The sequence below is a fragment of the Bacteroides sp. genome (assembly GCF_052357945.1).
Lineage (GTDB): Bacteria > Bacteroidota > Bacteroidia > Bacteroidales > Bacteroidaceae > Bacteroides.
On record NZ_DAWCXD010000030.1, the window covers coordinates 28,815 to 44,329 of the forward strand.

The following is a 15,515-nucleotide window of genomic DNA, read 5'->3' on the forward strand; positions in this document are numbered from 1 at the left end:
AATACGTATAGCTTTTAATTTAATCTAAATTGGTGCTGACACAAATATTAATAATCCCATTTAATAGTTATCTGGTATGAGTTTGGTTGAGCCTCCAATTTATTACCTTTCCTAGTTGAACTGAAAGGACTTTCAATGATAGTGACTCTTCCATCATGATAAACGGCCAAGTCGTATATATCACTATTCTTCATGGCAAACTCATATTCATGGCAAGACATAATAATAGAGTCTCCATTCATGGATTTAACTTCAAGATACCTAATGTCCGTTGGTTGTGAATCTTTTTTTCTATAGGTAATATCATAGTGAAGGTTATCATTGCCACTTTCCATATTTAGTATCTTTGATTTACCTATTACATCAACAAATTGCGGAGAAGCTTTCATTGCATCGAATGTAGCCAATTCTGCTTTCTTTCCAGCATTAAATTTGGCACGGTCAGATATATAACCTTTGCCTTTTTTACTTCGTGAAACTTGGTCTTCCTTTTGATTAAAATCTTTTAATATACTATGGCAGCCTGTAAAATCAATTTTAATCAACTCCTTATCATATATTGATACTGTTTCATTATTTTCATGAGTCAAAACTTGCTTTTCAAACAATTTCTCTAATCCATGAAATTTTCCTATCAGCATTTCTGTTTGGTTTAGAATACTTTCAGATATATGATATTTAGAAAGTATAATTTCATATTCAGGAAAAATCGTTTTAGGAACTGGCTCGAATGATTCTTCTTCCGAGAGTTTAAATTTCTCATTTATAAGTTTTTTTATAAGTATGTCTAGTTCTGTAAGTGTTAACAGTTTATTCTTTATTTCTTCGGCTTTCTCTTCATAAAATGGTTCATTGAATTTTTGGCACATATCTATATAATTCTCAATATATAAGTATGCGTTATCGGAGTTGTTGTTTATCTTTTCAGCAGAGATGTGATAAGCATATGCATTATAGCGTTCTGTCAGTTTGTTACGAACACTTGCAAAATATTCCATATAGAAATCTTTTAAACCATTCGTCCCTAGTACAGAACAATCATCAATATCCAAACTTAGAAGTAGTTGGTGTAATTCAAATGGTTTCATATCGTCAATTGATGTGAAATTTTCAGGAAGACTGATTCTAGGAAATATATCCTTGATGTATTTTTTTGTGTCAATTGAATAATCTGAAAGATTACTTAGCTCCAATTCAACCCCTTTTATTTTACTGCATGACTTCCAGAAATTTTGCTCTGATTCACTTATTCCAATACTTTTAAGAGTAAGACTCCATGTCTCAGGAGTAATATCTTTATTACTGATATATTCTATGTATTTTATATCATGAGTTATAATATTACGGAAGTAATTGGCCATTGTACTACTATTAACCTTTAGTGCCATACAAACTGCTTCATTCAGGTTTTCACAAAAGACAGGATCGTTAATAGCATTGATACAGTTTGGATGTGATGAGCAAATAATGTACTGTACTCCCATACGTCCATTTCCAGATGTAGTTAGTAAGTCTCCTTCTTTCATGGTATTTATAGTTTCATCTATTTTATATGATGAAGTAAAAAATATGTGCAAATTATTACTCAATTGTTTTAAAGCATTTACAGTTTGTCTTATCAGAGATGTATCTTTTAAATCATCGCCAATTCTGTATGCCAGGAAATATTTAATGCGTTTAGATAAGTATATTTTCAAGTCATGTGTAAGTACCGTGTTTTCTTGGTAATTATCAAATGTAATATCAATGTTTTTAGATAGATTTACACCGAAAATTTGCGCAACTGAATCTTCACCAACACGGCTTCCAATTTCCAATTTGGGTAGATTCGACAATATTGTTTGAGGTAATTGGTCATTATCCCAATAATATATTTGTTCGACAGGTAGCCATTCAAGTTTTCCGTTCTTCCTTGCCAATAATCTTTTAAGATGTTTTGAACTAAGTTCTTTTAGTGTATTGTAATCGGCATGTTTACTTCTTATAGCTTCTCTAAGCTCCCTATATCTTTTCTGAATACCAAAACTATCTACTTTCTGTGATAGTAATATGTATAGTTGTTCAAGCGAAAGATTTGTAATATTTGTCTGTGCTCCCAAAGAAACAAGTAATGAATAGATTTTAGCTATACTCTCAGGATTTTGATTAACTGTCAAATCTTCATAATTAAATTCTAGTCCGAATATTGTAGAATTTATTACAGAATATGTTAGAGGAGCAAATTGTTTATATGAACGCATTTGATAAGCCGTGAAACTATATTGTACAGTCTCAGGTTTTATAGTACGATAAAACAAATTTATACTTGTATTTAAAATATTCTCAACTGATTTTTCATCTGAAACTAAAAGACATAATGCTTCTTTTAGTGAAAATTGGGAAAGAAAATCTTCTTCTGGAACATAAGCATAATTATATAACTTCGTGATTTTGTTATTGCTATCAAAATTATCACAGTAACGATTATCTATTTGTATTTTATTATTCCCATCCCTTGCTGCTTCAAGATATGAATAGTTATTACCATAGTAAATGTGCTTTTTCGGTACCCGACATGAGATACCTATTACTTTATATAGAAATTCAACTGCATCATTTTCATTCTCTGCACCTAAAATTTCTTTCCATTCTGAAGCTGTCCACATCAGCCACCATTCATCTGCAATTTTCTCACTCAAAGTTGCTGGAAAAGTTGAATCTTTCAATATCATTTCACAAACAGGTTTTTTCTCTCCTAATCTATTGATTAAATGAAATTCAGAAGAGAAACTAGAACGGTCTGTGGCCTGATTTTTAAAACACCATGTTAAAATTTCGCGCATGCTTTCTTTCGTAATATTCTCTATAGACCAACTTTCTATTTTTTTACGTATGGCAGTGTAATCTCCATTAGAAACAAATGATATATTTTGTAATTTTTCTGTAACAGAACGTATCTGTGTATTCCAAATATCTTGAAGTCTGGATATAAGTTTAGAGCTGACAGCCTTTATTTTTAGGCATTCCGGGAGTATTGTGTCACCGGCCATACTTAATACATAAGCCGGATTACTGTCAATGGCTGTTATAATACTATTATTGCCATCTACCAATATATTTAATTTATTGCGGCAGCTACCATAACTTACAATTGCATCAATATATTTGGCACGTTCATCTATATCCATATATTGTTTGCCAATATCATTCAAGTCCTCATATAGTTCGTCCAAGGTTCGTTTCACTTTCTTTAAGAATTGTTCTGACAAATGTCCTTCATTTGAAAAGTAAGTTTCATTTTGGTTAGCTATATGATAAATTAATCTGTTGTTTTGATTAATGCAATAGTTCATTTCTTCTAACCATTTGGACATTTTTTCTCCTAACCATATTGCGGTTTCTATATTAGAATAGCGATAATTAACTGTAGGCAGTATGTTGATATTATGGATTTGTTTTTCTATTGAATCTGAAAGTGATGAAAGTTTTGCTGATTCAATATCTGCTTTAGGTATATTTAATAAGTTGAATGCATCCCACATTTTCCCTTCTGGCAGCAGGTTGTTATTGGTTAAAAAAGCAGCCAGATTTATACCCATTCTTCCCAATGCTTGTAATACCTGGTTATTCTTCTCTGATTGTACCAAATGATTTCGTGATGCATTTAATTCGAAAGTCCCATGATATATAGCAGGAACGTTCAATCGGACATTAGTTGGAAAATATGAATGTAAAACTCTGCATATTTTTATATCACCCAAAGGATAGGCGACCGCAACTTCATATGTGCGATCTTCGGATTTATAACTGCTAACTACAAAATCTGATGTACTACCATTATCATCAATAGATATGGTTTGTATATTATTACCTTTATCTATTGGATGTTTACGTTGTATAGTTCTAGTTTTTCCTTTACAATTTATATGGATTTGATCTATATTTCTTAGAAACAATAAAACGGAAGATGGTAATTTGTTTAATTTTTGCTCCACATCATTTATTATTGTTCTATCCTTACAACATACTTCTATATCTGTTGTACAACAACCATTTGTGGTAAACGTATCTTTTTTAGTTATCTTGTCTGATTGAATTTCAGGGATAGATAATATTGGTAATGGGCATCCTTCTCTTTCCATTTCAAAAGATTGTGCATCCTTTTCTGATAAAGCACCTTCTTTAATGCCATTCTCCTTAAGAATATTCCATTCTTTATTCGCAATCTTTTCACTGAAACTGCATTGTACACCATTTGAATGAATAATTATTTCATCACTCCAATTAAGCAATGACCGAAATCCAAGTCCCTTATTACCAATTGGCTTAATAGCAGAATCCTTGTATGCAATATCTGTCTTTGTAGATATAAAGGAACGCATAATAGACAACATACCACCTTTTGTAAATGGTCTTTTCCCCCAATTCTTTATATGAAGATGATTGTCTTCTGTTAAAAGTAATTCTACTTGTGGTGAACCTTCATCATCTGCATTTTGTATCATTTCGTATAATTCACGTCCAGAATATTCCTGTTTCATGTCAAGCTCTATTTTCTTGTCTTGCCTGATTCGAGAACTAGTAAATTCTAATTGAGAGGTATATTCACGTTTATTAATAGTAAGTACCTCACTTTGTATATCAATAAAATCGTATTCCATTATCTTTGTTTTATGGTTAAATATCAATCAAATAACAAAGATACATATCTATTAATATAATACAATTGAAATATTAAGCTTTCGTTAATATAAGATCCCGGTATATATGAAATTCATTCATCAGTGATTAGTGAAATATATGTGATTATACATTCTATTATTGAATTAGTTGTTTCATGGTCCAATAAGTAGAGTATAGGTTTTATTTTCAACCATTTAGATTTGTCAATAACCCAATTCATAGTATTGGAGATTCATTCAGTACTGGTTCGCAAGAATATTGATGATTGATTACCTGATTATTTGTTTTATATGATAAATAGATATCGGGTAATAAATTAACTATTAAATAGTTCACATAATGAGTTTCTGAAGATTAATAAAATATTCAATATGAATTTGTGATACAGAAGTTATAGTTAATGTAGGGAATATATAGGAATATTGTGAAACTAGAATTAGTAAGTAAACATTTAGAAGTTTTATACGGTTAAATTTCTGATTATCAGAATATTTTCGTATATTAGTATAGTGATAATGATTATAAACAAAGGTAAAACAAATAAATCCTATGATTATGGCAAGAACATTTACTATTACCAGTTATGGCAAGACTAAGGAATATCCAGAGAGCCAGCGTAAGAAAATGATTAAGGAGTTTGAGACGGCTATGCTTTGCTGTGATGGCAGTGAGGCTGAACGTTATAGGAATATATATGGTGACCTGGTTGCCGGTGAGAAGGAGTGTATGGACACAGAACGTCCATTGAGTCTAGAGCTTGAAGCAATGATTGAGCGAATGCTTACTACTCAAAAGTAATATTCTACAATTGCAGATTTTTATGTTGCATACCTGTTTTTGATACGCCCAATCTTCTGAAGTAATTTCATTCTCAAATTTTCCGGAAAAGTAATCTCCACCTTATCACCAAGAGCCAGGATTTCATCCACCAGTTCGTCAGTCACAAGAAGCATGTAGTCAAAAGACGTGAAAGTCCCCATATCATTCCTTTCCACCTGCGAATGGTGGAAAGGATGCTTTCTCAGATAATCTGCAAATGGACCATAAGCCCGTAGTGTAACCTCTTCCGGCTGCTGTCCGGTTGGAGCTACAACACCAATGGAGTCTGAAAGACGGTTGGCAAGCGAAAATCTGCAGTCAGTCTGAAACCTGTTTCCGCTGAGATAGATTCTTGTCAGTGCATCAAGAGGAACAGCACAGAACTCTGATCCGTTCCTGTACCCGAGCAAATACCAGCGGTTATGGAACAGTTTCAAACCTTCCGGTCTCAAACGGCCTTCCACTTCATTGCCCTTGTCATTCGTGTAGAATATGTACAGTTCATGCCCTTCGCTGATACATTCCGATATATCCGGCAGGTATTCAATACCACTTGACATGTCAGGCAGCACAACACGATGGAACAGGCACGGACTGCTTTTCAAGGCTACATCAATGATACGGCTGTTGAACAGCCAGTTCCGGCAGCTGTCACCGAGTATTTCATCCAGATTCTGAATATAGTATGTATAGTCCTTTCTGTTGCACGCAATGACTATGTCGAAGTTCTCCTCAATCATCTTTCTGTGATGATGGAATGTGCGCAGACTCAGCGGCTTTCCATTGTACAGGAAATGGTGTTTCCATATCTCACAAAGCCTTTCAAAAGTAACCTTTCTTTCCTGATAGACTGTATGCAGCAGCCAAATGTAGCGGTTGTATATATTATTCATAAAATCACCTCTTATAACTCGTTTAACTATCTAAATATAAGTATTATAAATTAGATATGCAAGAAATTTGCATATCTGTTTTGTACAATATTTTCAGTATAATCCGGACTGGTTTTCAGTACAGATTTACTATGTCCAAACCTTTCCTTACAGCCTCCCTGCTGGTGTAGAATGTCCCACCATAAGACTTGCCGTCATAAAAGGCTATCACGCCACATGAATGCTCCAGCATGAAGTCATTGCGCCTTAGAAGACACCCGTGAAAATAGTGTTCACTCAATACGATAACCTGGTCAGCCCTGGAAATTATATTCTGATAACGTTCCTTTTCCATTGACGGCCACCGGCAGCTCTGTCTTCTGAAAGGAACAACGGCAATGAGCCGTATATCCGGATACTTTCCCTTCAGTGACAATACAGTTTCAGCAGCCATCAGGTCAAATCCCATGGCCATGCCTGAATAGAAGCAGGTTATACCCGATTTGCAAGCGACGGATACGGCTTCAACAAGCCGTGCCCTTATTTCATCCTGTCTTTCTACGGGAACAGTTCTGTGTCCCGTGAAAGCCAGTGACTTTGATTTGTCTGATAATATTCCGTTCATAGTTCTATACTTTATAATGGGTTCTTGCAAGGAAGATGCCTTCAATGACATTCGCTCCGAAACTCTCCAACTGATTCGCATACATACCGAAACTGATTCCGCGTGTTATTACATCATCGAAGACTATGACTGCCTTACCTCTGAACCACTCTTCATCAAACTCGATGATGCTCACCTTTCTGATTTCCTTTTCAGCCTTACGGTTTTCATGAACAGCCAGTCTTTCTCCGCATACCCTTACATGGTCATATCCGTTTATCGCTCCGGTGAGTTCACATACCCTTTTGCAGAAGTCCATATACCGGATTTCATTCTTTCTTACCGATGATGCCGGAACCGGAATGAATACCAACTGTGAGCATCTGCTGCCGTGTTCCTCAATCATTCTTGCTGCCGTCATCTGTGCCACCGCTTCATGAGACCTTCCGTCCTTGAAGTCATAAACCAACTGTCTGTCGGCGATTTCCTTCTCGCCCACATTCTGAATACGTTTGGGAAAATATTTGCAGAACCATGTCTGTGGCTTTTCCAACTGCTTTCTGATGCTTTCGTCCATCTGTACCATACGCTCTGATTTTTTCCCTTCTGTCTGCAAGTTTTTTCAGCTTGCCCGAAGGATATTTTTTGCAGTTCTCAGAAGCGCAGGCATTCAATAAGGCAAACTTCAAGGGAAGCTGAAAATACGCTCAACCCCGTTTGAGGAAGATTTTCAGCCCTGTGTTTGACGTTTGCAATGCCGGAGATACCTTTGCAAAAAAATATCTGCAGAGGCATGCTGAACAAACCTGTGGCTGTAATGGTACATTAGGATAACCATGAATCCCTTTCACATCAGATGTTTTCAGATAATAAAATGCACCCGTTTCAGGGGTGACAGTATTGACAGAGAGTATCTGCCAGTGTATCAGATACTTCATATAGAAATCATACGTTGACAAACGTTGACAAGTGTAGCCACAATTTTCTGTCCGCTAAAAATCCATAGCCAAACGTTGACACATTATAATACTCTATTCTTTATAAGAAAAATCAGAAAGAATATAATGTATTGTATTACAGTATTTTCCAAGACTGATTTTATGCCGGATTTTCATTGGATTTGCTGTCAACGCTGTCAACCATCAAATATATGCCTTCCTGATTTCCGTAAAACAGATTCGTTATCAACCGCCTTAGCCTTGCTGTATTGAATATGACAGGTAACACATAATCCATACAAATCCCACAATCTCCGGAATAATCCCATATTTGACGTATTGACAGCTAATAATCAACTGTTTACCTTTACGGCATCCAATAAAAGAAAAGATTAACCAGCATGAGAAATAATGAAAGTTGTTCCGGAAAAGACATATTCAGTAAAGGAGGCAGCACGCTACCTGGGTGTTCACCGCTGCACCATCTATGCCTATATCCGTTATATGGAAAAGCCGCTGGCTTTCCTGAAGATACCTGACAAGGCAAAAAGGGTGTTCAGAGGAACTGACCTGATAGCCTACAAGGAAACCGGTCTGCCCAAACGTGGCCGCAAGCGTAAGAAACACCGTTAGTTCAGTCTGTCCCATGGAATGGTATCCAGGACATTATATCTGACATTCATGGATGCAAGTTCAAGAGCCAGCAGCCTTGCCCTTAGCCTGACATCCTCCATGTCGGACACGGCCTGAAGGAACTCCGACGGCTCCATCGCTCCTGACTGAATCATCCATTCCCTTGCACATTGTTCAGGAACAACGGCACTGACGAAAGAGAATATTTCTTTTGCAATGCAGCCGGCTGTACCGTCACCGGCTTCAATGGTAAAGCAGAACGGTACACCGCTCGAAGTCTTCCGTTTGAAATTGAGAAACCGGATTCCATCAATGTTTTCCATAGAAACGCTCCACCCATGCCGGACAGAGATATTAAAAATATTACGACAATTTTCCATTTACCATACAATTATAGTTTTGTTTTCATTTACCTGCTATAATAAGCAGCCGGTCTTGTCCGTGACGGATAGGACCGGCCACTTCTGTTTTCATACAGCCTGTTCAAACCTTGCAAGAAAGTTCTGAAGCCTGCTGTCCTGAATCTGTTTCAGCGGAACCGACTTAAAGTTCTGCTGCTGTCTTACCTGAAGCTTGCCAAGTCCCTGAGCACTCAGGTCAAGCTCCACATCCGAAAGCTCATTGAGGGAAATATACCCGTATTCATCCTCCATGAGTCCGACTACGATACCGAATAGAATCACATCATTATCCTCCCTGTTTCCTTCAAGGATAAACCACCTTACAGCACCAAGGGCAAAAACCGCACGGTAAACAGCTTCTTTTCCCTTGCCGTCCTGGGAATAGAGCGGATAACCCTCCAGAGCTTCCGCCAGTTGTGTTGTCATCAATCTGCACATATCAGTAAAAAATTAAAAGATTGTTTGATACTCATTCTACTTACACGCATAACATTTGAATTTTGAAGTTCCAGTTCTTTTCCCTCCAGTAAAGCTCATTGAGCTTCATGGCCGGGAAAAACCGTTTTATGTGCATCCGTGACTGCGGACCAAAGGGAGAAAAAGACAAGTGTGAAGTCAGAGAATGCAGACGGAATACCCAAATTTTTGAGGCATGAGAAAATTTGCGGAAGGCTGCCGTCAAGTCCTCCGACTGAAAGCGCAAGCGTCACTTGGCGTTTCTCCAGTCCGCAGTACATTTGCACATAAAAAACGGTTCCGGCTATGATGCTCCAATGTTTTCCTGATATTCAATATTCTGAGATTTCCGAAGAACACAGTATCCGTTTTCAGACGAGCCATCGTTAACCGGTTGCCAATGTCAGAGCCTTTGAAGTGAAGAGTAGCGCAACCTTAAAGGCTCTGTCTTTGGCAACTGCCCTGATTTATCTGCATGATTGTATGAACCTGTCGGCTGAAACTTGCCTGGTACTGTAGATACGAAGCAAGTCAGCCGGTAAGTTTCCGTAGTATAAGGCAAGTTGTTCCGGCATCGCATGAAATACGAACAGTCGGAACAGCTTGCCTGTATTTTATGACGAATATTCAATGATATAGGACGTTCCGTCAGTGCAAGTTTTAGCCTGCATCATCGGAACGGTCTGCTTGTTTTCGTTTTTCAGACATATTATCGATAACCAGTTGTCAATGTCAGAGCCTTTGAAGTGAAGAGCAGCGTAACCTTAAAGGCTCTGTCTTTGGCAACTGTCCTGATTTATCTGCATGATTGTATGAACCTGTCGGCTGAAACTTGCCTGGTATTGTAGATACGAAGCAAGTCAGCCGGTAAGTGGACCAGCATTTAGTTTGTAAAACAGATTAGTTGATCATATTCAAATATGACAACTATTTTTAGAGATAGTCAGAAACTGTAAACTTATAATGATAAATAGTTCTATAAAATGACATATATATCATGTTGTAGAAAAATAAATCATAATAAAACATGATATTTCAATCCTTACTATTCATTTTTAAGAGTAAACTATTAACTTTGTACTAAAATATGCGATATTATGAGTAAAGATATAAATCGACTAAAAGTTGTTTTAGCTGAAAAGAAACGTACCAACAAATGGTTAGCAGAACAATTGGGCAAGGATCCTGCCACTATTTCTAAATGGTGCACTAATACCTTGCAGCCAAATGTTGAGACTTTAGTGGAAATAGCAAAACATCTAAATGTTGACATACAAGAGTTATTTTGGCCCATTGAAGAAAATAGCAATAATCAATAGAATTAGTTCTAATAATGGAAGATAATAAGAGAAATATTCTAAATGGGCAGACAAATAAAATACAGGATGTTATTGATTGGTTAACCATCAACTTTAATCTATTCGATATTGTTGATGGAGTTAATCCTATGGAAATTGTAAAAGAAAATTTTAAAAAACTGTTTTCAAAGTAAATATGGCAAATATAGATATACAGAATACTTCTTCAAATATAGATACAAAAGGCATTTCATGGGTTGAAAGAATTTTTTCTCATCCAGAAAGGACTATAAGACTTGCAACTTCTTTCAGTGGAATAGGTGCTATTGAATATGCGTTTAAAAGATTGGGACTCAAATCTAAAATTATATTTGCAGGAGATATTGACAAAAATTGTAAAAAATCATATTTTGCCAATTATGAGATAGAAGAAGAACAATGGCATACAGATATAAGAGATTTTGATGCTAGTCCATATAAAGGTAAGGTTGATATATTTGTTGGAGGCGCTCCATGTCAAGCGTTTTCTATTGTAGGTGAACAGCGTGGTTTTGAAGATACTCGTGGTACATTGTTTCGAGAATTTGCTCGAATAGTAAAAGAATGTCAGCCTAAAGTTTTTATCTTTGAGAATGTTCAAGGCTTATTTAAACATGACAATGGTCGTACTTGGCAAGTTATCTATAATACATTTTGTGATTATTGTGGTTATGATGTACATTATCAACTTTTAAATGCTCGTGATTACGGTATACCTCAAACACGTGAAAGATTATATTGTGTCGGTTTTAAGAAAGAAACAAAATTTAAGTATCCCGCTCCAATACCTTTACCATATAGGATGTATGATTTTCTTGAAGATTATTCTGAATGTGATTTCTTTAATAAAGATAAAAATGTTAAGTTTTTAGCTGGTAATAAGGAGCGTAGTAAATTACTTTCTGAAGGGAAAGTAAAAGAAGAATTTAATGATTTTATCTTCAAGGTTGATCAAATTGCAGACAAATATTATTTGTCAGAAAAGGTGGCTAAATATGTATTATGTCCGGGTACTAAAACATTTAAAACCCCTATCAAAACAGATTTAGACATTGCCCGTCCTTTATTGCAGTCAATGCATAAAATGCACCGTGCAGGTGTTGATAATTATGTTACTTATAATAAAGAAAAAGGAATTGATGGACTCAGAAAGCTTACACCTAGAGAATGTTTAAGACTGATGGGATTTAAAGATGATTTTAAAATCGTAGTTAGTGATACTTCTATGTATATGGAAGCTGGTAATAGTATTGTTGTTGATGTCCTCATAGCTTTATTGAAGCAAATGGATATAACTAAATATGGAGTAAATGAATAATAAATACGCTGAAATTCAAAATACAAAGGCCAATATTGATTCAAGTCCGATAAGTTGGCAAAATCGACAGTTCTCGTATCCTGCGAGGACTATTAGGCTTGCAACATCCTTCAGTGGGATTGGCGCAATAGAACATGCATTCCACCGTCTTGGACTAAATTGTGAAATACAGTTTGCCGGTGATATTGACGAAAACTGCAAAAAAGCTTATTTCGCAAATTATTCCATAAGAGAAGAACAATGGCATACAGATGTACATAATTTTGATGCTAGACCTTTTAAAGGTAAAGTTGATTTATTTGTTGGGGGAGCACCATGCCAGGCTTTTTCTTTACGTGGAAAACACGGTGGATTCTCAGATACACGTGGAACCCTTTTTAGAGAGTTTGCAAGAATTGTCATTGAATGTCAGCCTAAAGTTTTTATTTTTGAGAATGTAAAAGGCATGTTGAGTCATGATAAGGGCCGTACATGGGAGACTATTAAGGAGACGTTTGAAAATGACTGTGACTATGATGTGTATTATCAAATATTGAACGGTAAGGATTATGGTGTTCCACATAGTCGTGATCGTATTTATTGTATAGGCTTTAAAAAGGAAACTGACTTTAAATACCCGGCTCCAATCCCTCTTACCAAGACATTATATGATTATCTTCAAAGTTCATTTGACAAAAAGTATTTTCTTAAAAGAAAAGGTGTAAATTTCATTACACGTACTATAAATCGTCAAAAAAGTTATACCCAAGTAAATGGCAATATCATGCTTTGTCAAAAGCGAAACCAACAATTTAATTGGCATGGCGATTTTGTATTTCATCCTAAATTGAAAGAGGATTCACTTACCCCAGATTCCGATGAGAATCTTTATTGTGTAAGTGATTTTGAAGAGAACTATTTCAATATATCCAACATAGAAAGATATGCTATACAATTAGATGGAGAATGTGGAAATGTTGTTAGAGCTAATATTGATGAAGTTGACAATCAATATGGTAGATTCAGAAAACTTACGCCAAGAGAATGTTTAAGATTAATGGGATTCGACGATTCTTTTAAAATAGTATGTTCTGATACTGAAACATATAAACAGTCTGGTAATAGTATAATAGTAGATGTTTTAATGGCTTTATTAAAACAAATGGATATAACTAAATACGGTGAGGATTATGGCAGATGTAATATGTAGATGGCGTAATGCCACCCCAAAAACAGTTTGTGAGTTTGTAAAGATATTACCCCATAAAATGATGAGTTCGGAAGATTTTAGGTCGAAAATGGAACCTGAGTTCTTTCGAACAGCTTACCAACTGGCTTGTCAATTGGGGTTATATTACGAAGATAAAGGTATTTATATACCTAGATTTGAGAATAATATATCAGAAGATGAAGCTCACAAGTATTTAGAGCATTGGATTCATTGTTATTATGCGCCTAACCCCTTTACCAAAAGTTTAAAAGAGTTAGAAACGCCTGTGTTCTTAGTAAAAGAACTGGTTAATTTTTTAGAGGCAAACAATGGTACAGCTGATTTAAATCTTGCCATGACAGCCATATTTAAAGACCATATGGGAAACATGGATATCATATCCAACGCTCTAAATAATTATTCTAAAGTTATAAATGTAGATAAAGAAGGGATTGCAACCTTAAAACCTCAATATAAAGAAGTTATGAATAATATGCCAAATAGACAAGATAAAGAAGCATTCTTTAAGAATTTTGATTCTTCTGATAAAGTAAATATTGAAATTGCAGCTTCAATCTACCGCCCATATATTACTGCAATCAAGTCAAAGCCTTTTCTCCTCCTTGCCGGTATCTCTGGCACTGGAAAGAGTCGAATTGTACGTGAATTGGCCCGGGCTTGTTGGGATTCGAGTTCTGAAGAATACAAAGCGCAAAAACCTAGTAACTTTGAGATGGTACAGGTGAAACCGAATTGGCATGACAGCAGTGAATTGATCGGTTATGTGAGCCGAATTAATGGAGAAAGATATGTTGTAGGTCCATTCTTGAAGTTTATGGTGAAGGCATTATTGAATCCTGATGTGCCTCATTTCTTATGTTTGGATGAGATGAACCTGGCCCCTGTGGAACAGTATTTTGCTGAATACCTAAGTGTTATTGAGTCACGCAAGATTAATGAGAAAGGAGAAGTAGTCACTGACCCTATCATTGACTATGAAAATACAGAAGCTTATAAAAATTTGATAGACCAATTGTTCATTGGAAATGAAAGTGAACGTCAGGAATATCTTACAGAGAAAAACGGAAAACGTTTATCGTTACCGGCCAACTTGATTGTAGTGGGTACGGTAAACATGGACGAGACGACTTTCTCATTCTCCCGGAAAGTGCTTGACAGAGCAATGACTATCGAAATGAATGATGTTGATTTGTACGGTGGATTGAAGCAACGTTATGAATCTATTGGCAAATTATCAAATAATGATTTAGTAGGAACTGCTGTTGAAGGTGTAGATGTTTATACTTTGAATCAAAAGGTGTGTGATAAGACATTGAATTATCTAAAAGCTATTAATGATGTGCTTGAAGGAACTCCATTCAAAATAGCTTACCGTACCCGTAATGAGTTTTTGCTGTATGTGGTGAACAATCTGCCTTATAATAAGGATGCTGAGAACAACGAGCTGCCTCAAGACTATGTGATAGCCCGTGCACTGGATGAAATTACGAGCATGAAGATTCTCTCACGTATTGAAGGAGATGATAGTAAGGTGAGTGATGGCTTTTTGACTAATCTATCTGATATTATTGAAGAGAACTTGAGTAATATTTCCAGCGAAAGACCTCTTGAAGTTTCCATTTCTCTTTCAAAAATAAAAGAGATGAGAAATAGGCTTTCTTCCGGATATACCAGTTTTTGGAGTTAATATTCTAAAGTTATGGAGTTACTTACAATTACGCATACTGATTTTACCATGAGTATTGAATGTAATAAGTTCGATGCTATTTGGAATAAAGCTAGGAATAATATAGGTGAGCAAGGGCTGCTCTCCAGTTATTCCTGGTCTGATGGCGTATTGTCAGTCGTTCGCCATACAGAAGGCGAGGACATTTTTATAGAAAAAGAACAGAAAACTCATGCTGTTTTTTTTGATAATGCCGACTATCCTATATGGGTTGAGTTTAAGGATTACGTAAAAGATGCAAAGTTCGGATCTTTGTTACAGGGAGATAACGAACGTTTTACGTATCGTAAACATATATTGGCTGGTTTCCTAAATTATAAGAATGAAATAGGACGTAGTGAGATACGTCTTGTTTACAAGACAAAGGAAAAAATCAAGCACTTCATATTTTCATTTGAGGTATTGAGTACGAAACTCAATTACCATGAACATTGGCGCAGTATTCTTGAAGATATTGAACGTGAATATCGTATGCTTTCGCTCGATTATATGAAGAGTACTTACCATGGCTTTTCCCCACAACAGAACGGAGATTCACC

15 protein-coding genes are annotated in these 15,515 nt (G+C 35.8%); 8 read left to right on the forward strand and 7 right to left on the reverse strand.

The annotated features are described in order from the left end of the window. Positions 1–47: 47 nt before the first annotated feature. The gene (locus tag ACT8YW_RS08460) at positions 48–4,640 is read right to left on the reverse strand and encodes a sacsin N-terminal ATP-binding-like domain-containing protein (RefSeq protein ID WP_118935636.1); all 4,593 of its coding nucleotides are present in this window, start codon (positions 4,638–4,640) and stop codon (positions 48–50) included. 577 nt (positions 4,641–5,217) lie between these two features. Between ACT8YW_RS08460 and ACT8YW_RS08465 the strand changes: the two genes are divergently transcribed. After that, the gene (locus ACT8YW_RS08465; RefSeq protein ID WP_228683640.1) at positions 5,218–5,460 is read left to right on the forward strand and encodes a hypothetical protein; all 243 of its coding nucleotides are present in this window, start codon (positions 5,218–5,220) and stop codon (positions 5,458–5,460) included. Between the two features lie 20 nt (positions 5,461–5,480). Here the strand turns inward: ACT8YW_RS08465 and ACT8YW_RS08470 are convergent, their stop codons facing one another. The 4 genes from ACT8YW_RS08470 to ACT8YW_RS08485 all read right to left on the reverse strand — a co-directional run bounded on the left by ACT8YW_RS08470 (position 5,481) and on the right by ACT8YW_RS08485 (position 7,895). After that, the gene (locus tag ACT8YW_RS08470; protein WP_118935638.1) at positions 5,481–6,374 is read right to left on the reverse strand and encodes a helix-turn-helix transcriptional regulator; all 894 of its coding nucleotides are present in this window, start codon (positions 6,372–6,374) and stop codon (positions 5,481–5,483) included. A gap of 115 nt (positions 6,375–6,489) precedes the next feature. Continuing rightward, positions 6,490–6,978, reverse strand: coding sequence for an SLOG family protein (locus ACT8YW_RS08475; protein ID WP_118935639.1), 489 nt, complete (start codon positions 6,976–6,978; stop codon positions 6,490–6,492). A gap of 4 nt (positions 6,979–6,982) precedes the next feature. Then, on the reverse strand, positions 6,983–7,543 hold the full coding sequence (locus ACT8YW_RS08480; protein WP_118935672.1) for a ribonucleotide-diphosphate reductase subunit alpha: 561 nt from the start codon (positions 7,541–7,543) through the stop codon (positions 6,983–6,985). Between the two features lie 121 nt (positions 7,544–7,664). After that, the gene (locus ACT8YW_RS08485; protein WP_444104622.1) at positions 7,665–7,895 is read right to left on the reverse strand and encodes a hypothetical protein; all 231 of its coding nucleotides are present in this window, start codon (positions 7,893–7,895) and stop codon (positions 7,665–7,667) included. A 411-nt stretch (positions 7,896–8,306) separates the two neighbouring features. Here ACT8YW_RS08485 and ACT8YW_RS08490 point away from each other — a divergent pair, with 411 nt between their 5' ends. Beyond that, a complete protein-coding gene (locus ACT8YW_RS08490; RefSeq protein ID WP_005815655.1) occupies positions 8,307–8,528 on the forward strand; it encodes a helix-turn-helix domain-containing protein in 222 nt (73 codons plus the stop codon). Here ACT8YW_RS08490 and ACT8YW_RS08495 read toward each other — a convergent pair. Together ACT8YW_RS08495 and ACT8YW_RS08500 are read right to left on the reverse strand one after the other, a co-directional pair. Further along, the gene (locus ACT8YW_RS08495; protein WP_118935640.1) at positions 8,525–8,908 is read right to left on the reverse strand and encodes a hypothetical protein; all 384 of its coding nucleotides are present in this window, start codon (positions 8,906–8,908) and stop codon (positions 8,525–8,527) included. The two genes, ACT8YW_RS08490 and ACT8YW_RS08495, sit on opposite strands and share 4 nt — an antisense overlap. 90 nt (positions 8,909–8,998) lie before the next feature. Next, complete coding sequence (locus ACT8YW_RS08500) at positions 8,999–9,367, reverse strand: DUF2958 domain-containing protein (protein WP_118935641.1); 369 nt, start codon at positions 9,365–9,367, stop codon at positions 8,999–9,001. Between the two features lie 1,115 nt (positions 9,368–10,482). Between ACT8YW_RS08500 and ACT8YW_RS08505 the strand changes: the two genes are divergently transcribed. From ACT8YW_RS08505 to ACT8YW_RS08530, 6 genes are all read left to right on the forward strand, one after another. Then, positions 10,483–10,704, forward strand: a complete 222-nt coding sequence (locus ACT8YW_RS08505; RefSeq protein ID WP_118935643.1) for a helix-turn-helix transcriptional regulator — start codon at positions 10,483–10,485, stop codon at positions 10,702–10,704. 14 nt (positions 10,705–10,718) lie between these two features. Further along, entirely contained in the window at positions 10,719–10,877 is a 159-nt protein-coding gene (locus ACT8YW_RS08510) for a hypothetical protein (protein WP_182416881.1), read from the forward strand. 2 nt (positions 10,878–10,879) lie between these two features. Continuing rightward, complete coding sequence (locus tag ACT8YW_RS08515) at positions 10,880–12,040, forward strand: DNA cytosine methyltransferase (RefSeq protein ID WP_118935644.1); 1,161 nt, start codon at positions 10,880–10,882, stop codon at positions 12,038–12,040. Continuing rightward, entirely contained in the window at positions 12,033–13,229 is a 1,197-nt protein-coding gene (locus ACT8YW_RS08520; RefSeq protein ID WP_118935645.1) for a DNA cytosine methyltransferase, read from the forward strand. Before ACT8YW_RS08515 ends, ACT8YW_RS08520 begins: the two co-directional genes overlap by 8 nt. Continuing rightward, on the forward strand, positions 13,210–14,937 hold the full coding sequence (locus ACT8YW_RS08525) for an McrB family protein (RefSeq protein WP_228683638.1): 1,728 nt from the start codon (positions 13,210–13,212) through the stop codon (positions 14,935–14,937). Before ACT8YW_RS08520 ends, ACT8YW_RS08525 begins: the two co-directional genes overlap by 20 nt. A gap of 12 nt (positions 14,938–14,949) precedes the next feature. Then, positions 14,950–15,515 (forward strand): DUF2357 domain-containing protein (locus ACT8YW_RS08530; protein ID WP_444104623.1); only part of this gene is annotated, 566 nt, incomplete at its 3' end.